Here is a 24,124-nt window from a genome sequence, read left to right as displayed (position 1 = left end):
ATACGCAAGGAAAATTGCACAACATATTTTGCGCAACTTCTCTTTCGTATCTGTCCGAGCAAAAGCCCCGGCCGCCCGGAGGCGTCCGGGGCCGGGGCTCGACGGCTCAGGGCGGGGTCACCGCACGGGGTGGCCCGCCTCCCGCAGCGCCTGCTTGACCTCGCCGATGCGCAGGTCACCGAAGTGGAAGACGGAGGCCGCGAGGACCGCGTCCGCGCCCGCGCCGACGGCGGGCGGGAAGTCGGCCAGCTTGCCGGCGCCCCCGGAGGCGATGACCGGGACGGTGACGTGCCCCCGCACGGCCGCGATCATCTCCAGGTCGTAGCCGTCCTTGGTGCCGTCCGCGTCCATGGAGTTGAGCAGGATCTCCCCCGCGCCCAGCTCGGCGGCCCGGTGCGCCCATTCGACCGCGTCGATGCCGGTGCCCTTGCGGCCGCCGTGGGTGGTCACCTCGAAGGTGCCCGCCGGGGTGCGCCGCGCGTCCACGGACAGGACCAGCACCTGACGGCCGAACCGCTCCGCGATCTCACGGATCAGGTCCGGCCGGGCGATCGCGGCCGTGTTCACGCCCACCTTGTCGGCGCCCGCCCGCAGCAGCTTGTCGACGTCCTCGGCCGTACGGACCCCGCCGCCGACGGTCAGCGGGATGAACACCTGCTCGGCGGTGCGGCGCACCACGTCGTAGGTCGTCTCCCGGTTACCCGAGGACGCGGTGATGTCCAGGAAGGTCAGCTCGTCGGCGCCCTCGGCGTCGTACACCTTGGCCATCTCGACGGGGTCGCCCGCGTCGCGCAGGTTCTGGAAGTTGACGCCCTTGACGACCCGGCCGTTGTCCACGTCCAGGCAGGGGATGACTCGTACCGCCAACGTCATGCGGATGCTCCTCGGAACGCCTCCACCTCGACCTCGACGACCAGACTGGGGTCGACGAAGCCGGAGACGATGATCATGGATGCGGCGGGCCGCACGGTGTCGAACAGCTCCTTGTGAGCGCGGCCGACCTCGTCGACGTCCCGGGCGTGCGTGAGGTACATGCGCGTGCGCACGACGTCGTCACGGCCGAGCCCCAGCTGCCCGAGCGCCGCCAGGGCGACATTGAAGGCGTTGACCGCCTGCTCGTACGGGCCGCCCCCGGCGATCTGGCCGTCCACGATGGACGTGCAGCCCGAGACCAGGACCAGGCCGCTCGGCAGCTCCACCGCACGGGAGTAACCGAACTGCTCCTCCCAGGGTGCGCCGGTCGTCACGCGGCGTACGTCACTCACCGGGCTACCGCCTCCAAGGCCTCTTCCAAGGTGAACGCCTTGGCGTACAGGGCCTTCCCGACGATGGAGCCCTCGACACCGAGGGGTACCAGCTCGGCGATGGCACGGAGGTCGTCCAGGGACGACACGCCGCCGGAGGCCACGACCGGGCGGTCGGTGGCGGCGCAGACGTTCTTCAGCAGCTCCAGGTTCGGGCCCTGGAGGGTGCCGTCCTTGGCGATGTCGGTGACCACGTAGCGGGCGCAGCCCTCCTTGTCGAGCCGCTCCAGCGTCTCGTAGAGGTCGCCGCCGTCGCGGGTCCAGCCGCGGCCGCGCAGGGTCGTGCCGCGCACGTCGAGGCCGACGGCGATCCTGTCGCCGTGCTCGGCGATGACCCTGGCGACCCACTCGGGGGTCTCCAGGGCGGCGGTGCCGAGGTTCACCCGGGTGCAGCCGGTGGCGAGGGCGGCGGCGAGGGTGTCGTCGTCGCGGATGCCGCCGGACAGCTCCACCTTGATGTCCATCGCCCGGGTGACCTCGGCGATCAGGTCCCGGTTGTCCCCCGTGCCGAACGCGGCGTCCAGGTCGACCAGGTGCAGCCACTCGGCGCCGGAGCGCTGCCAGGCGAGGGCCGCCTGAAGCGGGGAGCCGTAGGACGTCTCGGTCCCGGACTCGCCGTGCACGAGGCGGACGGCCTGGCCGTCGCGGACGTCGACGGCGGGGAGGAGTTCGAGCTTGGCCATGGTCTACAGGCTTCCGATCCAGTTGGTGAGGAGCTGGGCGCCGGCGTCGCCGGACTTCTCGGGGTGGAACTGGGTGGCCCACAGGGCGCCGTTCTCCACGGCGGCCACGAAGGGCTTCCCGTGCGTCGCCCAGGTGACCTTGGGGGCCGCGATCAGCGGGTTGTGCGACTCAAGGCTCCAGTCGTGGACCGCATAGGAGTGCACGAAGTAGAAACGGGCGTCCGCGTCCAGGCCGGCGAACAGCTCCGAGTCGGCGGGTGCCTCGACGGTGTTCCAGCCCATGTGGGGCACGACGTCGGCCTGCAGCGGCTCGACCGTGCCGGGCCACTCGTCCAGGCCCTCGGCGTGGACGCCGTGCTCGATGCCGCGCGCGAACAGGATCTGCATGCCGACGCAGATGCCCAGCACCGGACGCCCGCCGGACAGCCGGCGGTCGACGACCCAGTCGCCGCGCGCCGCGCGCAGACCCTGCATGCAGGCGGCGAAGGCGCCGACGCCCGGCACCAGCAGGCCGTCGGCGTTCATGGCCTTGTCGAAGTCACGCGTGATCTCGACGTCGGCCCCCACGCGCGCGAGGGCGCGTTCGGCGGAACGGACGTTGCCGAAGCCGTAGTCGAAGACGACCACTCGCCTGGAAGGGCTCAATTCCACACCTCCAGCCGCATGACACCCGCGACCAGGCACATGGCCGCGCCGATGGAGAGCAGCACGATGAGGCTCGTGGGCATCTTCTGCTTGACGAAGGAGATGATGCCGCCGACGAGGAAGAGACCGACGACGATCAGGATCGTGGACAGACCGTTCATGGGTTTACAGCGCGCCCTTCGTCGACGGGAGGATGCCGGCCGCACGCGGGTCGCGCTCGCTGGCGTACCTGAGGGCCCGGGCCAGCGCCTTGAACTGGCACTCCACGATGTGGTGCGCGTTGCGCCCGTAGGGCACGTGCACGTGCAGCGCGATCTGCGCCTGGGCGACGAAGGACTCCAGTATGTGCCGGGTCATCGTCGTGTCGTACTCGCCGATCATCGGCGCCATGTTCTCGGGCTCGGTGTGCACGAGGTAGGGGCGGCCGGACAGGTCGACGGTGACCTGGGCGAGGGACTCGTCCAGCGGGACCGTGCAGTTGCCGAAGCGGTAGATGCCCACCTTGTCGCCGAGCGCCTGCTTGAAGGCGGCGCCGAGCGCGAGGGCGGTGTCCTCGATGGTGTGGTGGGAGTCGATGTGCAGGTCGCCGTCGGTCTTCACGGTCAGGTCGAACAGACCGTGGCGGCCGAGCTGGTCGAGCATGTGGTCGTAGAAGCCGACGCCGGTGGCGATGTCGGTCCTCCCTGTGCCGTCGAGATCGATCTCGACCAGGACCGACGTCTCCTTGGTGGTGCGTTCGACTCTTCCGACGCGCAGATCGCGAGTCATGCCTCAAGCTCCTTCTTGACTTCACGTACCGCGTCGAGGAACGCGTCGTTCTCTTCGGGGGTTCCGGCGGACACCCTGAGCCAGCCCGGTACGCCGTTGTCCCGGACCAGGACGCCCCGGTCGAGGATCCGCTGCCAGACGTCGTGGGCGCTGTCGAACCGGCCGAACTGCACGAAGTTCGCGTCGGACTCGATGACGTCGTAACCACTCGCGCGCAGCTCGGCGACCAGCCGGTCCCGCTCCGCCTTGAGCTGCTCGACGTACTTCAGCAGCGTGTCGGTGTGTTCCAGGGCGGCCAGGGCGGTCGCCTGGGTGATGGCCGACAGGTGGTACGGCAGCCGGACGAGCTGGACGGCGTCCACGACCGCGGGGTGCGCGGCGAGGTAGCCGAGGCGCAGCCCCGCGGCGCCGAACGCCTTCGACATGGTGCGGGAGACGACCAGGTGCGGGCGGCCCTCCAGCAGCGGCAGCAGCGAGTCGCCGTGGCTGAACTCGATGTAGGCCTCGTCCACGATCACCATCGACGGCCGGGCCGCCTGCGCCGCGTCGTACAGCGCGCGGACCGTCTCGGGCGGGACCGCGTTGCCCGTGGGGTTGTTGGGGGTGGTGATGAAGACGACGTCGGGCCGGTGCTCGGCGACGGCCCGCTCGGCCGCGGCGAGGTCGATCGTGAAGTCCTCGCTGCGCGGGCCCGGGATCCAGCCCGTCCCCGTGCCGCGCGCGATGAGCGCGTGCATCGAGTACGACGGCTCGAAGCCGAGGGCCGTGCGGCCCGGTCCGCCGAAGGTCTGCAGCAGCTGCTGGATGACCTCGTTGGAGCCGTTGGCGGCCCAGACGTTCTCGATGCCGAGCGGGTGCTTTCCGGTCTTCGTCAGGTACTTGGCCAGCTCGGTACGGAGCTCGACCGCGTCGCGGTCCGGGTAGCGGTTCAGGTGCCGGGCGGCCTCGCGCACCCGCTGCGCGATCCGCTCGACCAGCGGCTCGGGCAGCGGGTACGGGTTCTCGTTCGTGTTCAGCCGTACGGGCACGTCCAGCTGGGGCGCGCCGTAGGGGGACTTGCCGCGCAGCTCGTCCCGTACGGGGAGATCGTCGATTCCGAAGCTCACTTGCTCGCCGGTACCTTCCAGCCGAACCTCGCCTTGACCGCCGCCCCGTGCGCGGGCAGGTCCTCCGCCTCCGCCAGCGTCACCACGTGGTGCGCGACCTCGGCCAGCGCGTCCTTCGTGTAGTCGACGATGTGGATGCCGCGCAGGAAGGACTGGACGGACAGACCGGAGGAGTGGCACGCACAGCCGCCGGTGGGCAGGACGTGGTTGGACCCGGCCGCGTAGTCGCCGAGCGAGACCGGGGCCCAGGGGCCGATGAAGATCGCGCCGGCGTTCCTGACCCGGTCGGCGACCCGGGCGGCGTCGGCGGTCTGGATCTCCAGGTGCTCGGCGCCGTACGCGTCGACCACCCGGAGACCTTCCTCGATGCCGTCGACCAGCACGATCGCGGACTGCCTGCCCGCGAGGGCCGGGCGGATCCGGTCATCGACGTGCTTGGTGGCCGCGACCTGCGGGGCCAGCTCCTTCTCCACCGCCTCGGCCAGCTCGACGGAGTCGGTGACCAGCACGGCCGCGGCGAGCGGATCGTGCTCGGCCTGGCTGATCAGGTCCGAGGCCACGTGCACCGGGTCGGCGGTGTCGTCCGCGAGGATCGCGATCTCGGTCGGGCCGGCCTCGGCGTCGATGCCGATCTTGCCGGTGAAGTAGCGCTTGGCGGCGGCGACCCAGATGTTGCCCGGGCCGGTGACCATGTTCGCGGGCGGGCAGGACTCGGTGCCGTGGGCGAACATGGCGACGGCGGTGGCACCGCCGGCCGCGTAGACCTCGTCCACGCCGAGCAGCGCGCACGCGGCGAGGATCGTCGGGTGCGGCAGCCCGCCGAAGTCCGCCTGGGCCGGGGAGGCGAGGGCGATCGACTCGACCCCGGCCTCCTGCGCGGGCACCACGTTCATGATCACGGACGACGGGTAGACCGAGCGGCCGCCGGGCGCGTAGAGCCCGACCCGGTCGACCGGCACCCACTTCTCGGTCACCGACCCGCCGGGCACGACCTGGGTGGTGTGCGTCGTACGACGCTGCTCGCGGTGGACCAGGCGGGCGCGGCGGATGGACTCCTCCAGGGCCGCGCGCACGGCCGGGTCGAGGGCCTCCAGCGCGTCGGTGAGCGCCTGCGCCGGCACACGGACGGATTCCAGCCGTACTCCGTCGAACTTCTCCGCGAAGTCGATCAGCGCCGCGTCGCCCCGATGATGCACGGCCTCGCAGATCGGACGCACCTTCTCCAGGGCGGCCTGAACGTCGAAGTCGGCTCGGGGCAGCAGGTCGCGCAGGGCAGGGCCCTCGGGAAGGGCGTCGCCGCGCAGATCGATTCGGGAGATCACGGTTCCAATTCTCTCAGACCGGGGTCGGCAGCCGTTCGCGCGTATCAATGGCTGATACAGAACCTGGCCGGAACCCGGAAGATCGCCTTCACCATTAGTGTTCCGGGCGTCACTCAGCGGGCATGAACGGCTGTACGAAACACGTGACTCGTGAGTAGCCGAGACAGCTCGTGAGCAGTCGAGAAAGAAGGAAGAGCGGTGACCGAGGGTGCCGGTATCCGCACCGGGGACCTGCCGGACGACCTGACCGCGGCCGAGGCGGGCATGTGGCAGGCCTTCCGCAACGGCAGCGTGTACGACCTGAGCAGCGCGGACGCCGTCGTGGACGATCCGCACGGGGGGCACCCCTGGGGGCCCGAGCGCAGCGTCAGGGCGCGCATCATCTGCTGGCTGCTGCTGGACGGCCCGCCCGCGCTCCCGGGCCGGGTCTCCTCGCTGAAGCTCATCGGGGTACGGGTGACCGGCACCCTGGACCTGGCGGGCGGCACGGTCACGCCGTACATGGAGATGCGCGGCTGCCGCTTCGACCGCGAGATCCTGCTGCCCGAGGCCCGCTTCACGACCGTGCGCCTGGTGGACTGCGCGGTGCCGCGCCTGGAGGCGGCCCGGGTGCACACCGAGGGCGACCTGCACCTGGCGCGCTGCCGCTTCCAGAACGGGGTGCGTCTGACCGATGCCCACATCGGCACGGATCTGCTGCTCAACCAGGCGATCGTGTACCGGGACCGCAGCGGCCGCTCGATCGCCGCGGACGGCATGACCGTCGGCCAGGACCTGCAGGCGGAGCTGCTGGAGTCGCACGGCGAGCTGAGCCTGCGCAGCGCCAAGATCGGGGTCTCGCTCAGCCTGCGCGGCGCGCGACTGGCCAACCCGTACGCGCGTCTCGCCCTGAACGCCCCCCAGCTCACGGTGGAACGCACCCTGTACCTGACGCCGGCCGGGGTGGGCAATCCGCTGCTGAGCGGGACGACCCCGGCACGCGGGACCCGGATCCAGCGGTTCGAGTGCCAGGGCGGGATCCGCCTGGACGACGGACGGTTCGGGGACGCCATCGACCTGGAGCGGGCGCGCTTCGACCTCACCGACGACCAGGTGCTGTCGCTGCGCCGGGTGCAGACGCCGGAGCTGCGCTTCCTCGGGGACGCCCCGCAGCGCGGCCAGGTGCTGCTGTCCGGTGCGCGCATGGTCAACCTGGTGGACCGCGCGGACAGCTGGCCGGGCCCGGGCCGTCTGCACATGGGCGGCTTCACCTACGAGAACCTGGTCCCGCGGGGCCCCTTCCCGCTGAGCCGGCGGCTGGGCTGGGTGGCCGCGGCCACCGCCGAGTACAACCCGGAGCCGTACGAGCGGCTGGCAGCCGTGCTGCGCGCGGCCGGCGAGGACGAGGACGCGCGCGAGGTGCTCCTCGCCAAGCAGCGCCGGCGCCGCGAGACACTGCCGCTGGCCGCCAAGTTCTGGGGCTACGTCCAGGACCTGACGGTCGCCTACGGCTACCGGCCGGGCCGGGCCGCGGTGTGGATGGCCGTGTTATGGGCGGCGGGCACGCTCGCGTTCTCGCACGCCGCACACCCTGCGGTGAACCCCGGCGGGCATCCGTCCTTCAGCCCCGCCCTGTTCACGCTGGACCTTCTGCTGCCGGTGATCGACCTGGGCCAGGCGAGCCAGTGGCAGCTGCGCGGCGGCTGGCAGTGGCTGTCGGCGGCGATGGTCATACTGGGCTGGATCCTGGCGACGACGGTGGCGGCGGGGGCGAGCCGGCTGCTGCGGCGGGGCTGACGGGGCTGACGGGGCTGACGGGGCTGACGGGGCACGGTTCGCAGACAGGTGGCCCACCAGGGACGAACAGTTACCTTTGCCGGTCCTTGACCATCGGCCGTGCAACCTTCCATGACTTGCCCGGACCCTCTGGCGCACCCACGACCTGCGGTCTTTCAATGGTCGACACCATGGCTCTGCTGCCGGCGTTCCTCCGCCCCACACGGATGACACGACGTGCCTCGCGCCCCGCCGCCGCACCGCCGGCCGGCGACGAGGCCGTCCTCGACGCGCCCGACGAACGACTCTCCCCCGCGCTGGTCGCAGCCGGCCGGGGCGAGTACGACGCCGCCGCCGCACTGCTCGCCGCCACCCGCACCGCGGCCGAGTGGGAGATCCGCGACCGCTGCACCAAACGGCTCGCCGCCTTCGCCCGCTCGCGCCCCGAATGGTTCGAGGAATGGCACGCGGACGCCCCCGACGATCCCGACGTGCGGCTCGTCGCGGCCCAGCTCGCGGTGGACCGCGTCTGGCCCTCGCCGGCCCGCGCCGAGCTGCTGCGCGAGGTGAGCCCGCTGATCACGGCAGCCGCCCGGGCCGACGACCGGGACCCGGTGCCGTGGCGGATCGCGCTCGACCACGCCCGCGGGTCGCGGGCCGGCCACCGGTACTTCGAGGAGCTGTGGGAAGCGGCGGTCCGGCGCGCCCCGCACCACTACGGCTGCCATGTCGCCGCCCTGCGCTACCTGGGCACCTTCTGGCACGGCTCGCACCACGAGTGCTTCGACTTCGCCGACCTGGCCGCGCAGGACGCCCCGGCCGACTCGCTCGTCCAGGCGCTGCCGGCCCGCGCCGCCCTCGGCTATCTGACCGACGGCTGCGGGCCCCGGGTGCCGTGGGAACGGCTGCACGCGGCGGCCGACCGGGCCCTCGCGCTCTCCGGCCGGTTCCCGGCGGCCGACCCCTGGCCCGCCGAGATCCGCAACAAACTGGTCTACGTCCTGCTGCGGCTGGAACGCTGGGACGATGCCCGCGCCCAGCTGCGGCTGATCGGCCCGTACGCCACCTCCTTCCCCTGGGACCGGGTCTCGGAGGACCCCCTGAGCCTCTTCCTGGGGCTGCGCGAGGGCCTCCTGAAGGGGACCGGCCGCCCCGATCCGGACGTCCTGCCACCCGCCCCGCCGCGACCGCGGAGCGAGCACCGCGGACACGCCCGCGCCGGTGACCATTAGGCTGGGGCGCCGTGACCACCGTCCGCCTTCCCCTCTTCCCGCTGAACTCGGTTCTGTTCCCGGGACTCGTGCTCCCGCTGAACGTGTTCGAGGAGCGATATCGCGCCATGATGCGCGAGCTGCTGAAGACCCCCGAGGACGACCCGCGCCGGTTCGCCGTCGTGGCGATCCGTGACGGCTCCGAGGTGGCGCCCAGCGCTCCGGGCATGCCGGACCCGACCACCCAGCCCGAACGCGGCCCCGCGGCGGGGTTCGGGCCTGATCCCCTCCAGGCCTTCCAGCAGGTGGGCTGCATCGCGGACGCGGCCACCGTCCGGGAGCGTGCCGACGGCACGTTCGAGGTGCTGGCGACCGGCACGACCCGAGTACGGCTGCTGTCCGTGGACGCGTCGGGCCCGTTCCTGACGGCGGAGCTGGAGGAGCTGCCGGAGGAGCCCGGCGACGAGGCCGGCGCGCTCGCGGAGGGTGTGCTGCGCGCGTTCCGCCAGTACCAGAAGCGGCTGGCGGGCGCCCGCGAGCGCTCCCTCTCCACGGGCGCGGACCTCCCGGACGATCCCGGGGTGGTCTCCTACCTGGTGGCGGCGGCCATGGTCCTGGACACCCCGACGAAGCAGCGGCTGCTGCAGGCGGCGGACATCGCCTCCCGGCTGCGGGACGAGCTGAAACTGCTTCGCGCGGAGACGGCGATCATCCGTAGCCTGCCGTCGTTGCCCGCGTTCGAGCTGACGCGGACGCCGACCAGTCTGAACTGAGGGAACCGAGGCCGACACCCGAGATGGCGAAGAAGTCCAAGAAGCAGCAGCACGAGTCCCAGGCGCGCGAAGCGCAGCCGAAGGGGGCCGGTGGCGGGCGACGGGTGGGCGGCACGCCCGCGACGGTGGCCCTGACGGCGGCGGGCACGGACTACACGGTCCACGCCTACGACCATGACCCCTCCCACCCCTCCTACGGCGAGGAGGCGGCCGAGGCGATGGGCGTCTCCCCCGAGCGGGTCTTCAAGACCCTGGTGGCCGACGTGGACGGCGCCCTGACGGTGGCGGTGGTCCCGGTGTCCGGCACGCTGGACCTCAAGGCCCTGGCGGCGGCGGTGGGCGGCAAGCGGGCCGCCATGGCCGATCCCGCCCTCGCCGAACGCACCACGGGCTACGTCCGCGGCGGCATCTCTCCGCTGGGCCAGCGCAAGAAGCTGCCGACGGTCCTGGACGACTCGGCCGCCGCCCACTCCACGATCTGCGTGTCGGCCGGCCGCAGGGGCCTGGAGGTCGAGCTGTCCCCGAACGACCTGGCCCAGCTGACGCACGCGGTACTGGCACCGATCGGCCGCGACTGACAACACCCCGCCCCTGCCGACCGGGACAGCCGCGCCGGCCACAAAATCCTGCCCCACCATCCGACCGACCGAGCGGGGTCGGCGGACGGGCGGGCAGGAAACCTGCCGCATGATCCAGCCGACCGAGACGGGCGGCGGGCAGGAAACCTGTCCGGCCATCCAGCCGACCGAGACGGGTTGGCGGGCGGGAAACGGGGTCCAGGGGCGGAGGCCCTGGAGGGGGCCGGGGCATCCAGCCGACCGAGACGGATGGGCGGGTGGGCGAGAAGCGGGGGTCCAGGGGCGGAGCCCCTGGCGTGGGCCGGGGCGGAGCCCCGTTACGGCACCTCGGGATACGGCATCTCGGGATCACGGGGTCCGAACAGCGCGGTGAGCCCAAGATGCACCACCGACGCAGCAAGCGGCCAGGCCAGCAACGCCCCCTTCGCCCCCAGCTTCAACGGCGCCGAGAAGACGACCCCCTTCCCCACCGCCTTCGCGTGAGCGATCACATCGGACTGGGGCCCCAGCCACATCCCCACCCGCCACGCCAGCACCGACCCGAGCAGCCCGCCCAGGCCGAGTGCAACGACCAGCGGCACACCGCCACGCCGCCGCAGCACGAACACCACCACCGCACTGACCAGCCCGAAGCCCAGCGCCAGCAGGGTGAACGTACCGTCCGCCCCGATCGCCTGCTCCCCCTCGGTGTCCTTGAGGTAGACGACCCAGCTCCGGTCGACCTCGTCCCCCACCAGCGGCACATGCGGCGCCAGCCAACACCACAGCAGCCCGAGCAGCACTCCGCCCAGCGCCATCGCCACCGTGATCACGGCGGCCTCCCGCACTTCGGTCTTCATCCCAGGGCCGTCCTGTTCGTACCAGCCCGCGACCGGTTCCCCGGCAGGCGGAGCCTGCCAGACCTGGTCCGGGGTGTCGTCGTGCGGCGGCGGAGGCGGCGTCAGCGGTGCGGTCACCCTGACATCGTGCCAGGCCGCGCTGTGTGCCGCGTCACCGGACGGCCGCCCTGCGGTAGGCCCAGGTCGCCACGGCGAGCGAGACGACGCCGACCGCCGCGCACACCCCCAGGTCAGCGACGACGGCGGCCCAGTCGGGGTGCGGCCCGAACGTCCTCGCGTAGGCCTCCACGCCATAGGTCGACGGGAGCAGATCCCGGGCCAGCCGCACGATCTCCGGCATCCGGTCGGCCGGCAGCACGCCCAGCAGCAGCGCCGCCGACATGCCGAGCTGCCCGAGCAGCGTGGCGAGCTCGGGCCGCGGGGCGAGCAGCCCGCAGGCCGCCCCCAGCCCGGAGAGCGCGGCCCCGGCGAGCGGGATCACGGCGAGCAGGATCCACAGGTTGGACAGCGGCAGCCCGAACAGCACGCACCCGAAGGCGGCGGTCACCAGCGTTCCGGGCACGGTGAAGGAGGCGTAGGCCCCCGCCGCGCCCAGCACGACCGCCGCGGGCGGCACCGGCAGCGTGGCGTAGTGGTCGAGCCCGCCGCTGGCCCGCAGCTGCCCGAAGTACTGCGACAGCAGGTTCAGCGCGACGTACGCGACGACCAGGACGGACGCCCCGGCCACCACGGACTGCGCCTCACCGCCGTTGTCGACGACGCCGCGCATCATCACGGTGATGCCGACGGACTGGAAGGTCGCCACGAACAGCAGCGGGATGCGGGCCACCCGGGCCCGGGACAGCTGCGCGCGGTAGACGGCCACCAGCGACGGCCACAGCCGTGCGGGCGGCCCGAGTTCGGCCGCGCCCCGGGCCGCCTGCGGCACGGCCCGGGCATCGCCCGGCAGCACCTCGGCGGGTACGACACTCACGACGACCTGCTCCTCTTCCCTACGGCAGCCGGGCCACCGTCCCACAGGGACCATACGGATACGACGAGCCGTGCGCTCACGCCTTCACCAGCCCCTGCCGTGCACCGCCGCCGAGCGCCAGGTAGACGTCCTCCAGGCTGGGCGTGGCGAGGGTGAAGTCGTCGAGGGCGGCGAAGGCGGTCCCGCCGGTCACCGTGGCGACGGCGGCCCGGGCCTCCTCGGGCGCGAGCCGGAGCGTCCAGCGCCGCCCGGACTCCACGGCCCGCTCGCGCAGCACGGCGACCTCGGGCACGTCCAGCGGCGCGGACTCCCGCCACACCAGCTCGACCCGCACCTCGCCGGAGACCTGTTCCTTGAGACCGGCCGGGGTGTCGCAGGCGATGACCCGGCCCTGGTCGAGGACGGCCACCCGGTCCAGGACGGTCTCCGCCTCGATGACGTTGTGGGTGACCAGCAGCACGGTCGCACCGTGCTCGGCCCGCCGCCGGTCCACGGCCGCCCACACCGCGCGCCGGGCCACCGGGTCCATGCCGGTGGTCGGCTCGTCCAGCACGAGCAGCGAACGCGCCCCGACGAGGGCGGCGGCGAAGCAGGCGAGCCGCCGCTGGCCCCCGGACAGCTTCTTCAGCGGCCGCCCGGCGATCGGCGTCAGGGCGAGTTCTTCGAGCACGGCGTCCCGCTCGGCCCGCGCCTGCCGTGCGTCCAGGCCGCGCAGGCGTCCGGTGGTCTCGGCGGCGAGCGCCACGGTCAGCTCGTCCAGGGCGGAGGACTCCTGGCCGAGGTAGGCGAGGATCCGCGCGGCGCGCTCGGGGTGGCGCACGATGTCGTGGCCGAGGATCTCGACGCTGCCGGCGTCGGGGCGCAGCAGCCCGGTGAGCTGCCGTACGAGGGTGGACTTGCCGGCGCCGTTCGGTCCGAGCAGCCCGAAGATCTCCCCGCGCCGCACGTCCAGACTCACGCCGTCGGTGGCCCGCACCTCGGGGGTGCCGGGGGCCCCGCGCCGTCCCCTGACGGGCGGGTAGGTCTTGCTGAGCCCGCGCACGCGTACGACCTCGTCATGCCGAAGTGCCTGTCCCGCGCGCGTACTCACAAGGGACGAGACTACGGGGTCCGAGCCCTTTACTCGCCTTTGGGGCCGCCCTTCCGGGGTGGAACCGTCCGCGATCCCGACATCGCCGCACAAAGACATCAGCCGCCGTGGTGCCCGGCCACGACGGTGCGATCGGGCCGCGCCGGACTCACCGCACCCGGCCGGCCCTCACCCGCTCATTCTGCGGGGGCGTGTTCCGCGGCAGCCGGCACGTCGAACTCGCGCCAGAAGCCCGCCCGGATGGCGTAACGATCGTGGTCGTCGATCTGGTCGTCCTTGTGCGCCAGCAGGCCGAAGCGGGCGGCGTACCGCAGCAGCTCGCCGTCGATGCGGTGCGGGATGCGCGGATACATGGTGGACAGCCGGTGCAGGTGGCCCTGGTCGCCGAGCCGGGCCATCCACCGCCGGGCGAAGACCTGTCCCACCTCGTACGGGTCCCCGCCGACCGTGGTGATGTCCTCCTCCCGGTCGGCCCATCGCTGCTCGGCGGTGGTCAGCTGGGCCAGCGTCGGCATGGAGGCGACCTCGGGCGGCTCGGAGACCCCGCCGGGACGGTCCACCCAGCCCTTGTCGGACGACCACCTCAGGGTCGCGGTCGTCGGGTGCTGCACGGCCTGCGCGCCGGGTGCGCGCAGTGCGGCGAGGTCCTTGGGGGTGGGGACGCCCTTGGGGGCGGCCACCCGTTCCTGGGCGCCGTTCTCCGACGCGGCGGCGGCCTGCGGGTGGGCACCCTCCTCGGCGGGCCGCTCGGCGGCCGCGGCGAGCGCGGACTCGGGCAGTGGTGCGGAGAGGATCGCCGCGATCTCGGGGCGGGGGGCGGGGGGCGGGGCGCAGACGCCCGTCAGTTCCTTGGCGCGGACCGCCTGGGTGATCCAGGCCCGGTCGAGCACGCGCCGCTCGTCGGCCTCGGCGACCAGGTCCTCGGACTGGTTGTAGTCCCCGTCCGCGGCCTGCACGGCCCACAGGTGGACGGCGACGCCGTGCTCCTTGGCGGCCATCATGCCGGGCAGCAGATCGCCGTCGCCGGTGACCAGGACGACATCGGAGCAGGCGCGGTTGCGGGCCAGCTCGGTCAGCTCGGCGTGCATGGCGGCGTCGACGCCCTTCTGAGCCCAGCGCCCGTCACTGCGCGTGAGGGCTCCGAGTCGGACGGTGACCCGGGGCATCACGCGCAGCCGTCGGTGCTCGGGCTGGGGCACGCGGTCGGGGGCGCCGTCGAACCAGTAGATGCGCAGCAGGGGGCGTTCCGTCTCCGACTCGGCGCGTTCGCGCAGGGCCTGGATCAGGGCGGCGTGGTCGACGGCGATCCGGGATCGTGAGGGCTCACCGGCGAGGAGGCTGGCGGCGGCACCCAGCAGATACCCGGCGTCCACCAGGACGATGCAGCGGTCCACGCGACTCACCCTCTTCCCGGGAGGCTTTAGCTTCGGACTTCCTTCGAGTCTGCCCGACCGCGCAGGGGTTAACGGCCCGAACTCGATCTTCGGCGTGGCGTTTGCGCCTTTCTCTTGGCCACCCGCCCTGTCACGCACGGTAATTATCCGACATGCGGCTGATGTCAGCTTATGTGAATCTGGTCCGGGCCCTGGCCCCTAGTTCCCCACAGGAGGCAGATCACCATGGCCAAGAACAAGAACCGCAAGCAGGGTGGCTCGCAGACCCGCGCGCCGCAGGCCGAGCAGGCCCGGGAGCACGCGCAGCGGTCGTCGACGGAGGCGCACGAGTCCTCGATGCACGTCCCGGGCAGCCCCTCGGATGTTGCTCGTAAGCAGCAGAAGCGCTTCGGCCACAACTAAAGGGCACTTGAAGCCCAGGCACGCGGAAGGGGCGCACCCTCACAGGGTGCGCCCCTTCCCGCGTCATCGGCTCAGCCCGCCAGGCAGGACGGGCCGAGCAGCACCTTCAGGTCGCCGAAGAGGGCCGGGTCGGGCTTGACCCGGTGTCGGTCCAGGCGCAGCACGGTGGTCTTGCGCGGGCCCTGGAGCCTGATCCGGACCTCGCTGTCGCCCTTGTGATGGCTGAGGATCTCGCCGAGGCGGCTGACCATGGGCGGGGTGACCCTGGTGGCCGGGATGGTGAGGATCACCGGCGCGTTGGTGCCCGCGTTGGACAGGTCCGGGACCATCAGCTCCATCGCCACCAGCCGCGGCACGTCCTCGCGCTTGTCGAGGCGCCCCTTGACGAACACCACGGCGTCCTCGACCAGTTGGGTGGAGATCAGCTGGTAGGTGGCCGGGAAGAACATGCACTCGATGGAGCCGGCGAGGTCCTCGACGGTGGCGATGGCCCAGGCGTTGCCCTGCTTGGTCATCTTGCGCTGCAGGCCCGAGATGATGCCGCCGATGGTGACGACCGCGCCGTCGGCGTGCTCGCCGCCGGTGAGCTGGGCGATGCCCGCGTCGGCCTTGTCGGACAGGACGTGCTCCAGGCCGAAGAGCGGGTGGTCGGAGACGTACAGACCGAGCATCTCCCGCTCCTGGGCGAGCAGATAGGTCTTGTCCCACTCGTCCTCGGTGAACTGCACGTCGAGTCCGAAGCCGGGCTCGTTGGTGTCCTCCTCGCCCATGCCGCCGAAGAGGTCGAACTGCCCCTCGGCCTCCTTGCGCTTGACCGCGACCACGTTGTCGATCATCGGCTCGTACTGGGCCGTGAGCCCCTTGCGGGTGTGGCCCATGGTGTCGAAGGCGCCGGCCTTGATCAGCGATTCCGTGGTGCGCTTGTTGCACGCGACCGCCTCGACCTTGTCGAGGTAGTCGGGGAAGGAGGCGTACTTGCCCTTCGCCTTGCGGCTCCTGATGATCGACTCCACCACGTTGGTGCCGACGTTGCGCACGGCTTCGAGGCCGAAGAGGATCACGTCGTCGCCCTGGGCGGCGAAGTTGTGCACCGACTCGTTGACGTTCGGCGGGAGCACCTTGATGCCCATGCGGCGGCACTCGTTGAGGTAGATCGCCGACTTGTCCTTGTCGTCCTTGACGGAGGTCAGGAGCGCGGCCATGTACTCGGCGGGGTAGTTCGCCTTCAGATAGGCGGTCCAGTAGGAGACCAGGCCGTACGCGGCCGAGTGGGCCTTGTTGAAGGCGTAGCCGGCGAAGGGGACCAGCACGTCCCACAGGGCCTGGATCGCCTCGTCGCTGTACCCCTTCTTCCGCGCGCCGTCCTGGAAGAGGACGAAGTTCTTCGCCAGTTCCTCGGGCTTCTTCTTGCCCATCACGCGGCGGAGGATGTCGGCCTCGCCGAGCGAGTAGCCCGCGATGATCTGGGCGGCCTTCTGCACCTGCTCCTGGTAGACGATCAGGCCGTAGGTGACGGCCAGGACCTCTTCGAGGGGCTCCTCCAGCTCCTTGTGGATCGGGGTGATCTCCTGGAGCTTGTTCTTGCGCAGCGCGTAGTTGGTGTGCGAGTCCATGCCCATCGGGCCCGGCCGGTAGAGCGCCGACACGGCGGAGATGTCCTCGAAGTTGTCGGGCTTCATCAGACGCAGCAGCGAGCGCATGGGGCCGCCGTCGAACTGGAAGACGCCGAGGGTGTCGCCGCGCTGGAGCAGTTCGAAGGTCGTCGGATCGTCGAGCGGGAGGCTCAGCAGATCGATGTCGACGTCCTTGTTGGACTTCACCATCTTGACGGCGTCGTCCATGATCGTGAGGTTGCGCAGGCCCAGGAAGTCCATCTTCAGCAGGCCGAGCGACTCACAGCTCGGGTAGTCCCACTGCGTGATGGTCACGCCGTCGGTGTGCCGCACCCACACGGGGACGTGCTCGGTGATGGTCTCGCTGGACATGATCACGCCGGCCGCGTGCACACCCATCTGCCGGACCAGGCCCTCGACGCCCTTGGCGGTGTCGATGACCTTCTTCACGTCCGGCTCGTTCTCGTACATCCCGCGGATCTCGCCCGCCTCGCTGTAGCGGGGGTGCGAGGGGTCGGTGATGCCGTTCAGGTCGATGCCCTTGCCGAGGACGTCGGCGGGCATCGCCTTGGTGAGCCGGTCGCCCATGGCGTACGGGTAGCCCAGCACGCGCGCGGAGTCCTTGATCGCGTTCTTGGCCTTGATCTTGCCGTACGTGCCGATCATGGCGACCTTGTCGGCGCCGTACTTCTCCGTCACGTACCTGATGACCTCGACGCGCCGGCGCTCGTCGAAGTCGATGTCGACGTCGGGCATGGAGACGCGCTCGGGGTTGAGGAAGCGCTCGAAGATCAGGCCGTGCGGGATCGGGTCGAGGTCGGTGATGCCCATGGCGTAGGCGACGATCGAGCCGGCCGCGGAGCCTCGGCCGGGGCCGACCGCGATGCCGTTGTTCTTGGCCCACATGATGAAGTCGGCGACGACGAGGAAGTAGCCGGGGAACCCCATCTGGATGATGACGTCCATCTCGTACTCGGCCTGCTTCTGGCGGTCCTCGGGGACGCCGCCCGGGAAGCGGCGCTCCATCCCGCGGCGGACCTCCTCCTTGAACCAGGTCACCTCGGTGTACCCGTCGGGGATGTCGAACCGCGGCATGAGGTTCTTGGCCTCGAACATGCCGGTGGTGTCGACCATCTCGGCGACGAGGAGCGTGTTGGCGCAGCCCTCCTGCCAGGCGTCCGAGGAGTCGATGGCGTACATCTCGTCGGTGGACTTCAGGTAGTAGCCGGTGCCGTCGAACTTGAAGCGGTCCGGGTCGGAGAGGTTCTTGCCGGTCTGGATGCACAGCAGGGCGTCGTGGGCACCGGCCTCGTGGGCGTACGTGTAGTGCGAGTCGTTGGTGACCAGGGGCGGGATGCCGAGCTTCTTGCCGATCTCCAGGAGGCCGTCGCGGACCCGGTGCTCGATCTCGATCCCATGGTCCATCAGCTCCATGAAGTAGCGGTCCTTGCCGAAGATGTCCTGGTAGTCGGCGGCGGCCTTGAGGGCCTCGTCGAACTGACCCAGGCGCAGCCTGGTCTGGACCTCTCCGGAGGGGCAGCCGGTGGAGGCGACGATCCCCTCGGACCATTGGGAGATCGTCTCCTTGTCCATCCGGGGCCACTTCTGCAGCCAGCCCTCGGCGTAGGCGTCGGAGGAGAGCCGGAAGAGGTTGTGCAGGCCCGTCTTGTCGGTGGCCCACATCGTCTTGTGGGTGTAACCACCGGAACCGGAGACGTCGTCCCGCTTCTGGTGCGGCTGGCCCCACTGGATCTTGCGCTTGTTGCGCCGGGACTCGGGAGCGACATACGCCTCGATCCCGATGATCGGGGTGATTCCGGCCTTCTTCGCGGAGTGGAAGAAGTCGTACGCCCCGTGGAGGTTTCCGTGGTCGGACATGGCGATGTGCGTCATGCCCATCTCATTGCAGGCGTTGAACATGTCCTTGAGCCGCGCGGCACCGTCCAGCAGCGAGTACTGGGTGTGGACGTGCAGGTGCGTGAACGGCGGCTTCGACACGGTTTCGGGCCTCCAAAGGAAACGGGCGTCTACGGTCTTCCGGCCGGATGCGGACCGACTGCGGACGGTCTGGGGGACAACGTCGAATCCTATGCCCCGCCACTGACACCCACGGGCGATCTGCACGTACCTTCGTGCGGGAACCGGGCACTCCCGCGTGGCGTCGCCCGTTGGAGACGGCGAAAGCCCTGCCGCACCTCTTCCCGCCCGTACATGCACCACCCGTCCTGCACCAGGAGGCACCCCGCGATGTCGGTCCCCCAGCTCAACGACGAGCAGCGCGGCGAGGAGATCCTCGCCGTCTTCGACACCGCCTTCGGCCGGCTCCTGGCCGCCGACCCGGCCGCGTTCCGGGTGAAGTTCCGGAAGATGGCGGCCTCGGCCTTCGCGTTCTACCGGGGCACGGCGGGCCTCTTCTACCACGACCTCACCGCGAACACCCAGTTCGGTTCGAAGCGCGGCGGTCCGTACCTGGACGAACGCACCTCGCGCGTGTGGATCCACGGCGACCTGCACGCGGAGAACTTCGGCACCTACATGGACTCCAACGGCCGCCTGGTCTTCAACGTCAACGACTTCGACGAGGCCTACGTCGGGCCCTTCACCTGGGACCTGAAGCGGTTCGCCGCCTCCGTCGCGCTCATCGGGTACGCCAAGGCGCTCGGCGACGAGCAGATCACCGAGCTGGTGACGGTCTACGCGGCCGCCTACCGCGAGCGCATCCACGCCCTGGCCACGGGCGCCAAGAGCGACGAGGTGCCGCCGTTCACGCTGGACACCGCGCAGGGTCCCCTCCTGGACGCGCTGCGCGACGCCCGCTCGCTGACCCGCTTCGAGCTGCTCGACTCCATGACCGAGATCCGTGAGTTCGAGCGCCGCTTCGCACCGGGCGGCGGCTCCATCGAGCTGGACGCGGCCACCCGCTACAAGGTGCTGGCCGCCTTCGACGGCTATCTGGAGACCCTTCCGGACTCCTCCCTGGCCCGCCCGGACTCGTACCGGGTGAAGGACGTCGTGGGCCGCCGCGGCATCGGCATCGGCTCGGCCGGCCTGCCGTCGTACAACATCCTCCTGGAGGGCCACAGCGACGCCCTGGAGAACGACGTCGTGATCTACATCAAGCAGGCCCAGACCCCGGCCGTCTCCCGGCACATCACGGACCCGGCGATCGCGGAGTACTTCCAGCACGAGGGGCACCGCACGGTGATCTCCCAGCGCGCCCTGCAGGCCCACGCCGACCCGTGGCTGGGCTGGACCGAGCTGGACGGCGCGGGCCAGCTGGTCGCCGAGGTCTCCCCGTACGCCGTCGACCTGGACTGGAGCGACATCGACGACCCGGAGGAGATCGCGGCCGTCGTCGCGGACCTCGGCCGCGCCACGGCCACGATGCACGCGGCGGCGGACGACACCTCCGGCGAGTCCCTGGTGCCGTTCTCCACCGAGCGGGCCATCGACGCCGCGCTCGCGGCCGACGAGGAGGGCTTCGCGCCCCTGCTCGTGGACTTCGCGCACCGCTACGGCGCACGCGCGCGCACCGACCACCAGATCTTCGTCGACCTGTTCCGCAACGGCCGGATTCCGGGGCTGTAACCTTCGCGCACCCACAGGCACCCTTTAGAGGTCCCTTACTCACCTACGTGTCAGACTCTTCTCTCGCTATGGACATATCCGGGACCCAGCTCAGAGCCGTGCGCGCGGCGCTGTTCACGGCCGTCGTCGTGACGCTCAGCACCGCGTCGCACGTGCTGCTGTCCCGGGCCCCGCTGCCGGTGGTGACCGTGGCCACGGTCACCACCGGTGTCTTCGCCGGTGCCTACGCGCTGGCGGGCCGCGAGCGCGGCTTCGGGCGGATCGCGGCCCTGCTGATCCCGCTGGAGCTGGCCGCGGACACGGTGTTCACCACGGGCCAGCACGCCTGTTACGGCATGGCGGGCGGCCCGGTCGCGGGTCCCCTGCGCGCGTTCGGGTTCGACGTGCTGTGCCGGGGCGGTGCCGTGGGCGCTCCGCTGGCCCAGGTGACCGGCGCCCACGACAGCTCCTACGCACGGTTCGCAGACGCCGGCCCGGCCGCGGCCTGGCTGCTGCTCGCCGCGCACGTCGCGGTGGGCCTGCTGGCCGCCGCCTGGCTGCGCCGGGGCGAGCGGGCCCTGACCCAGCTGCTGCGCGCGGTCGCCGCCACCGGCTTCCGGCCGCTGCTACTGGCGGTGGCCGCCGGCACCGTAGGGCCGGCACAGGCGCCCCGGCTGCCGCGTCCGGCCCCTCGGCCGGCCGCCGCCCGCGATCTGCTCCTCGTGCACTCCCTGGGACGGCGGGGACCGCCGTGCTCACCGGCATTCGCCTGAGCACAACCAGTCCCCCACACGTATCCCGCGTACGACGTGTGCGCGTCCCACATGGAGATCACCAATATGAGCAAGCGAAACAGCCAGTCCTCGAAGACGGCGGCCCGGGAGCGGCTGCGCGCGGAGCGCGAGCGGCAGGCCAAGCGCGACAAGGCCAGGCGGCAGGTCATCGTGGCCGCATCCGTGGTGGCCGTGCTGGCCGCGGCGGGCGGCATCGGCTACGCCGTCGTCCAGATGAACAAGCCCAGCTACTGGGAGGGCCTGAAGGACGCCAAGGTCGTCGCCCCGGCCAACGCCACGGGCGACAAGGGGACCACCGTGGTCATCGGCAAGGACACGGCCAAGAAGACCCTCAAGGTCTACGAGGACCCGCGCTGCCCGGTCTGCTCCGAGTTCGAGCAGAGCGTGGGCGCGACCGTGAAGAAGGACATCGACGACGGCAAGTTCAAGATCCAGTTCATCGGTGCCACGTTCATCGACAACCACGACAACGGCGTGGGCTCCAAGAACGCGCTGAGCGCCCTGGGCGCCGCGCTCAACATCAGCCCCGAGGCGTTCCTGGAGTACAAGAGCGCGCTCTACTCGGCGAAGTTCCACCCCGACGAGAACACCGACTCGTTCAAGGACGACTCCTACCTCATCAAGGTCGCCGACACGGTCCCCGCGCTGAAGAACAACACCAAGTTCCAGGACGCGGTCAAGAAGGGCACCTACGACGCCTGGGCGATGGCCATGTCGAAGACCTTCGACGCCGCCGCCAAGCAGGGCGTGAGGGGCACCCCGAGCTTCGTCATGGACGGCAAGAAGCTCACCGTCGGCAGCCAGGGCAACCCGCCCATGTCGCCGGCCGACTTCACCAGGGTCGTGGACGAGGCCCTCAAGGGCTGACCCCCCGTCAGTAACTGATCACCGCGTGAAGAGCGGGCGAACTTTCGAAGTTCGCCCGCTCTTACGCATACCAATCGGTAGAACCGATCAGTAACCTGATCGGCCGTGACCAGTCGATACAGATCATTTTCGGCCTCCGAGGGCCCCAGCTCCCTCTCGCCCCGCCGCCGTACGGTCGTCAAGGCCGCGGCGGCGACTGCTGTCCTGGCCGGCCCGCTTGCCGCCGCGCTTCCCGCCCGCGCCGCCACGGACGCCCCCGCCTTCCTGCACGGTGTCGCCTCCGGCGACCCGCTGCCCGACGGTGTCCTGCTGTGGACCCGGGTGACCCCCACGGCCGAGGCCACGCCGGGTTCCGGTCTCGGCCCCGACACCCAGGTGAGCTGGGTCGTCGCCAGGGACAAGGCGCTCACCAGCATCGTCGCCAAGGGCTCCACCACCGCGACGGCCGCCTCGGACCACACCGTGAAGGCCGACATCCGCGGTCTGGAGCCGGCCACCGACTACTGGTTCCGCTTCTCGGCCGGCGGCACCGACTCCCCGGTGGCGCGCACCCGCACCGCGCCCGCGGCGGACGCTGCCGTGTCCGGCCTGCGCTTCGGCGTGGTCTCCTGCGCCAACTGGGAGGCCGGCTACTTCTCCGCCTACCGCCACCTCGCGGCCCGCACCGACCTGGACGCCTGGCTGCACCTCGGCGACTACATCTACGAGTACAAGTCCGGCGAGTACGGGACCCGGGGCAAGGTCGTCCGCCCGCACGCCCCGGCGAACGAGATCATCACCCTCGCCGACTACCGGATCCGGCACGGGAAGACCAAGACCGACCCCGACCTGCAGTCGCTGCACCTGAAGGCGCCGGTCATCGCGATCTGGGACGACCACGAGTTCGCCGACAACTCCTGGTCGGGCGGCGCCGTCAACCACACCGAGGGCGCCGAGGGCACCTGGACGGCCCGTCAGGCCGCCGCCAAGCAGGCCTACTTCGAGTGGATGCCGGTCCGCCCCGCGATAGCCGGCACCACCTACCGCCGGCTGCGCTTCGGCAAGCTCGCCGATCTGTCCCTGCTGGACCTGCGCTCGTTCCGCTCCCAGCAGGCCTCCACGGCCAGCGGTTCCGTGGACGACCCGAACCGGACGATCACCGGCCGCGCCCAGCTCGACTGGCTGAAGGCCGGGCTGAAGGCGTCCGACACCAAGTGGCGTCTGGTCGGCAACTCGGTGATGATCTCGCCGTTCGTCATCGGCTCCCTGACGGCCGACCTGTTCAAGCCGCTCGCCAAGCTGATGGGGCTGCCCCAGGACGGCATCGGCCTCAACACCGACCAGTGGGACGGCTACACCGACGACCGCCGCGAGCTGCTGGACCACCTGCGCTCCAACGCCATCGGCAACACCGTCTTCCTGACCGGTGACATCCACATGGCGTGGGCCAACGACGTCCCGGTGGACGCGGGCACCTATCCGTTGTCGGCCTCGGCGGCCGCCGAGTTCGTGGTGACGTCGGTGACCTCCGACAACCTCGACGACATCGTGAAGGTCCCCGAGGGCACCGTCTCCGCCGTCGCCTCGCCGGTCATCCGGGCGGCCAACCGGCACGTCCACTGGGTGGACACCGACCGCCACGGCTACGGCGTCCTGGACATCACCGCCGACCGCGCACAGATGGACTACTACGTCCTGTCCGACCGCACGGACCCGAACGCCGGCTCCAGCTGGGAGCGTTCGTACCGCACCCGCAGCGGCACGCAGAAGGTCGAGCGCACCTACGACCCGGTGTAGCCACCCGCTACAGGCTGTCGCGGTGCAGCCACCCGCTACAGGCCGTCGAGGAAGCCGAGCGCCACCCGCCAGGTGGCCTCGGCGGCCTCCCGGTCGTAGTCCGGCAGTCCGGGGTCGGTGTAGAGGTGGCCGGCACCCGCGTACCGGTAGACCTCGACGTCCGCGCCGGCCCGGCCCATCTGGAGGTACCAGGCCGTCAGCCAGTCGTCCGTCTCGAACGGGTCCGGCTCGGCCACGTGCAGCTGCACCGGCAGCTCGTCGGCCTGCACGTCCGGCGCGATGTCCGAGGTGCCGTGCAGGAGGAGCAGGCCGCGCGCCTTCTCGTCGCCGAGGGCCAGCGTCTGCGCGATGGAGGCGCCGAGGGAGAAGCCCGCGTACACGAGCCCCCGCTCCGAGTACGGCGCCGCCGCCAGCACGGCCCGCTTCAGCAACTCGTCCTTGCCGATCCCCTCGTTGTACGCCATGCCCTCCTCGACCGTGTCGAAGGTGCGCCCCTCGAAGAGGTCCGGCGTCCACACCTCGTGGCCCGCCGCGCGCAGCCGGTCCGCGGCCTCGCGGACCGCGGGCCGCAGCCCGTAGGTCGAGTGAAAGAGCATGATGTTCATGAGGCCATGGTGCCAGCCGGGTGCGACAACGCCGTACCGCGGGACCGGCCGGCCCGGAA

The 24,124-nt window shown here is 71.1% G+C and carries 23 protein-coding genes; 9 read left to right on the top strand and 14 right to left on the bottom strand.

Features of this window, described 5'->3' with window-relative positions:
* Positions 1-117: 117 nt before the first annotated feature.
* From hisF to hisD, 8 genes are read right to left on the bottom strand one after another with little or no spacing between them, the layout of a single operon-like run.
* Positions 118-873: an imidazole glycerol phosphate synthase subunit HisF gene (hisF, locus tag ACFZCP_RS11870; protein WP_362680017.1), complete on the bottom strand. Its 756-nt coding sequence runs from the start codon at positions 871-873 to the stop codon at positions 118-120.
* Complete coding sequence (locus ACFZCP_RS11865) at positions 870-1,265, bottom strand: Rid family hydrolase (protein WP_391426384.1); 396 nt, start codon at positions 1,263-1,265, stop codon at positions 870-872. Before ACFZCP_RS11865 ends, hisF begins: the two co-directional genes overlap by 4 nt.
* Entirely contained in the window at positions 1,262-1,987 is a 726-nt protein-coding gene (priA, locus tag ACFZCP_RS11860) for a bifunctional 1-(5-phosphoribosyl)-5-((5-phosphoribosylamino)methylideneamino)imidazole-4-carboxamide isomerase/phosphoribosylanthranilate isomerase PriA (RefSeq protein ID WP_391426382.1), read from the bottom strand. The genes ACFZCP_RS11865 and priA overlap by 4 nt, the downstream gene beginning before the upstream one ends.
* A gap of 3 nt (positions 1,988-1,990) precedes the next feature.
* On the bottom strand, positions 1,991-2,638 hold the full coding sequence (gene hisH, locus ACFZCP_RS11855; RefSeq protein ID WP_362680008.1) for an imidazole glycerol phosphate synthase subunit HisH: 648 nt from the start codon (positions 2,636-2,638) through the stop codon (positions 1,991-1,993).
* A complete protein-coding gene (locus tag ACFZCP_RS11850; RefSeq protein ID WP_362680005.1) occupies positions 2,629-2,793 on the bottom strand; it encodes a hypothetical protein in 165 nt (54 codons plus the stop codon). Before ACFZCP_RS11850 ends, hisH begins: the two co-directional genes overlap by 10 nt.
* Before the next feature lie 4 nt (positions 2,794-2,797).
* On the bottom strand, positions 2,798-3,400 hold the full coding sequence (hisB, locus tag ACFZCP_RS11845) for an imidazoleglycerol-phosphate dehydratase HisB (RefSeq protein ID WP_391426379.1): 603 nt from the start codon (positions 3,398-3,400) through the stop codon (positions 2,798-2,800).
* The gene (locus ACFZCP_RS11840; protein WP_362679999.1) at positions 3,397-4,506 is read right to left on the bottom strand and encodes a histidinol-phosphate transaminase; all 1,110 of its coding nucleotides are present in this window, start codon (positions 4,504-4,506) and stop codon (positions 3,397-3,399) included. The genes hisB and ACFZCP_RS11840 overlap by 4 nt, the downstream gene beginning before the upstream one ends.
* Complete coding sequence (gene hisD, locus ACFZCP_RS11835) at positions 4,503-5,828, bottom strand: histidinol dehydrogenase (RefSeq protein ID WP_391426377.1); 1,326 nt, start codon at positions 5,826-5,828, stop codon at positions 4,503-4,505. Before hisD ends, ACFZCP_RS11840 begins: the two co-directional genes overlap by 4 nt.
* Before the next feature lie 198 nt (positions 5,829-6,026).
* Between hisD and ACFZCP_RS11830 the strand changes: the two genes are divergently transcribed.
* From ACFZCP_RS11830 to ybaK, 4 genes are all read left to right on the top strand, one after another.
* Positions 6,027-7,604 (top strand): oxidoreductase, encoded by a 1,578-nt coding sequence (locus tag ACFZCP_RS11830; protein WP_391426375.1) that lies wholly within the window; start codon positions 6,027-6,029, stop codon positions 7,602-7,604.
* A gap of 158 nt (positions 7,605-7,762) precedes the next feature.
* The gene (locus ACFZCP_RS11825; protein ID WP_391426373.1) at positions 7,763-8,815 is read left to right on the top strand and encodes a hypothetical protein; all 1,053 of its coding nucleotides are present in this window, start codon (positions 7,763-7,765) and stop codon (positions 8,813-8,815) included.
* Between the two features lie 11 nt (positions 8,816-8,826).
* Positions 8,827-9,567, top strand: coding sequence for an LON peptidase substrate-binding domain-containing protein (locus ACFZCP_RS11820; protein WP_391426371.1), 741 nt, complete (start codon positions 8,827-8,829; stop codon positions 9,565-9,567).
* A 23-nt stretch (positions 9,568-9,590) separates the two neighbouring features.
* Positions 9,591-10,145, top strand: coding sequence for a Cys-tRNA(Pro) deacylase (gene ybaK, locus ACFZCP_RS11815; protein WP_391426368.1), 555 nt, complete (start codon positions 9,591-9,593; stop codon positions 10,143-10,145).
* Between the two features lie 317 nt (positions 10,146-10,462).
* Here ybaK and ACFZCP_RS11810 read toward each other — a convergent pair whose 3' ends face one another.
* From ACFZCP_RS11810 to ACFZCP_RS11795, 4 genes are all read right to left on the bottom strand, one after another.
* Positions 10,463-11,101 carry an AAA family ATPase gene (locus ACFZCP_RS11810; RefSeq protein ID WP_391426367.1) on the bottom strand — a complete coding sequence of 213 codons (639 nt, stop codon included), beginning with the start codon at positions 11,099-11,101 and terminating at the stop codon, positions 10,463-10,465.
* Positions 11,102-11,135: 34 nt separating this feature from the next.
* Complete coding sequence (locus tag ACFZCP_RS11805; protein WP_391426365.1) at positions 11,136-11,957, bottom strand: ABC transporter permease; 822 nt, start codon at positions 11,955-11,957, stop codon at positions 11,136-11,138.
* 76 nt (positions 11,958-12,033) lie between these two features.
* Positions 12,034-13,047, bottom strand: a complete 1,014-nt coding sequence (locus ACFZCP_RS11800; protein ID WP_362679972.1) for an ABC transporter ATP-binding protein — start codon at positions 13,045-13,047, stop codon at positions 12,034-12,036.
* A gap of 176 nt (positions 13,048-13,223) precedes the next feature.
* Positions 13,224-14,441, bottom strand: coding sequence for an NYN domain-containing protein (locus ACFZCP_RS11795; RefSeq protein ID WP_391426363.1), 1,218 nt, complete (start codon positions 14,439-14,441; stop codon positions 13,224-13,226).
* A gap of 225 nt (positions 14,442-14,666) precedes the next feature.
* Between ACFZCP_RS11795 and ACFZCP_RS11790 the strand changes: the two genes are divergently transcribed.
* Positions 14,667-14,843, top strand: coding sequence for a hypothetical protein (locus ACFZCP_RS11790; RefSeq protein ID WP_391426361.1), 177 nt, complete (start codon positions 14,667-14,669; stop codon positions 14,841-14,843).
* A gap of 71 nt (positions 14,844-14,914) precedes the next feature.
* Here the strand turns inward: ACFZCP_RS11790 and dnaE are convergent, their stop codons facing one another.
* Entirely contained in the window at positions 14,915-18,454 is a 3,540-nt protein-coding gene (gene dnaE, locus ACFZCP_RS11785) for a DNA polymerase III subunit alpha (RefSeq protein WP_391426359.1), read from the bottom strand.
* A gap of 249 nt (positions 18,455-18,703) precedes the next feature.
* Here dnaE and ACFZCP_RS11780 point away from each other — a divergent pair, with 249 nt between their 5' ends.
* The 4 genes from ACFZCP_RS11780 (at position 18,704) to ACFZCP_RS11765 (ending at position 23,460) form a co-directional block, all read left to right on the top strand.
* Positions 18,704-20,044 (top strand): DUF2252 domain-containing protein, encoded by a 1,341-nt coding sequence (locus ACFZCP_RS11780; protein WP_362679960.1) that lies wholly within the window; start codon positions 18,704-18,706, stop codon positions 20,042-20,044.
* A gap of 68 nt (positions 20,045-20,112) precedes the next feature.
* Positions 20,113-20,796 carry a hypothetical protein gene (locus tag ACFZCP_RS11775; protein ID WP_391426357.1) on the top strand — a complete coding sequence of 228 codons (684 nt, stop codon included), beginning with the start codon at positions 20,113-20,115 and terminating at the stop codon, positions 20,794-20,796.
* A 66-nt stretch (positions 20,797-20,862) separates the two neighbouring features.
* Positions 20,863-21,684, top strand: coding sequence for a thioredoxin domain-containing protein (locus ACFZCP_RS11770; RefSeq protein WP_391426355.1), 822 nt, complete (start codon positions 20,863-20,865; stop codon positions 21,682-21,684).
* Between the two features lie 105 nt (positions 21,685-21,789).
* Positions 21,790-23,460, top strand: a complete 1,671-nt coding sequence (locus tag ACFZCP_RS11765; protein ID WP_391426354.1) for an alkaline phosphatase D family protein — start codon at positions 21,790-21,792, stop codon at positions 23,458-23,460.
* Between the two features lie 35 nt (positions 23,461-23,495).
* Here ACFZCP_RS11765 and ACFZCP_RS11760 read toward each other — a convergent pair whose 3' ends face one another.
* Complete coding sequence (locus ACFZCP_RS11760) at positions 23,496-24,065, bottom strand: dienelactone hydrolase family protein (RefSeq protein WP_391426352.1); 570 nt, start codon at positions 24,063-24,065, stop codon at positions 23,496-23,498.
* Between the last annotated feature and the right edge of the window lie 59 nt (positions 24,066-24,124).

It is taken from the genome of Streptomyces sp. NPDC007971 (assembly GCF_042958635.1).
Classification (GTDB): Bacteria; Actinomycetota; Actinomycetes; order Streptomycetales; family Streptomycetaceae; genus Streptomyces.
This window is presented reverse-complemented; position numbering and strand designations above follow the sequence as displayed.

Excerpts from the sequence above, each read along its gene's own strand:
- ACFZCP_RS11760 (WP_391426352.1), bottom strand. The coding sequence starts at position 24,065 with ATGAACATCATGCTCTTTCACTCGACCTACGGGCTGCGGCCCGCGGTC.
- ACFZCP_RS11780 (WP_362679960.1), top strand. The coding sequence starts at position 18,704 with ATGTCGGTCCCCCAGCTCAACGACGAGCAGCGCGGCGAGGAGATCCTC.
- ybaK (WP_391426368.1), top strand. The coding sequence starts at position 9,591 with ATGGCGAAGAAGTCCAAGAAGCAGCAGCACGAGTCCCAGGCGCGCGAA.
- ACFZCP_RS11790 (WP_391426361.1), top strand. The coding sequence starts at position 14,667 with ATGGCCAAGAACAAGAACCGCAAGCAGGGTGGCTCGCAGACCCGCGCG.
- ACFZCP_RS11850 (WP_362680005.1), bottom strand. The coding sequence starts at position 2,793 with ATGAACGGTCTGTCCACGATCCTGATCGTCGTCGGTCTCTTCCTCGTC.
- ACFZCP_RS11775 (WP_391426357.1), top strand. The coding sequence starts at position 20,113 with ATGGACATATCCGGGACCCAGCTCAGAGCCGTGCGCGCGGCGCTGTTC.
- ACFZCP_RS11825 (WP_391426373.1), top strand. The coding sequence starts at position 7,763 with ATGGTCGACACCATGGCTCTGCTGCCGGCGTTCCTCCGCCCCACACGG.
- hisF (WP_362680017.1), bottom strand. The coding sequence starts at position 873 with ATGACGTTGGCGGTACGAGTCATCCCCTGCCTGGACGTGGACAACGGC.
- ACFZCP_RS11770 (WP_391426355.1), top strand. The coding sequence starts at position 20,863 with ATGAGCAAGCGAAACAGCCAGTCCTCGAAGACGGCGGCCCGGGAGCGG.
- hisB (WP_391426379.1), bottom strand. The coding sequence starts at position 3,400 with ATGACTCGCGATCTGCGCGTCGGAAGAGTCGAACGCACCACCAAGGAG.
- priA (WP_391426382.1), bottom strand. The coding sequence starts at position 1,987 with ATGGCCAAGCTCGAACTCCTCCCCGCCGTCGACGTCCGCGACGGCCAG.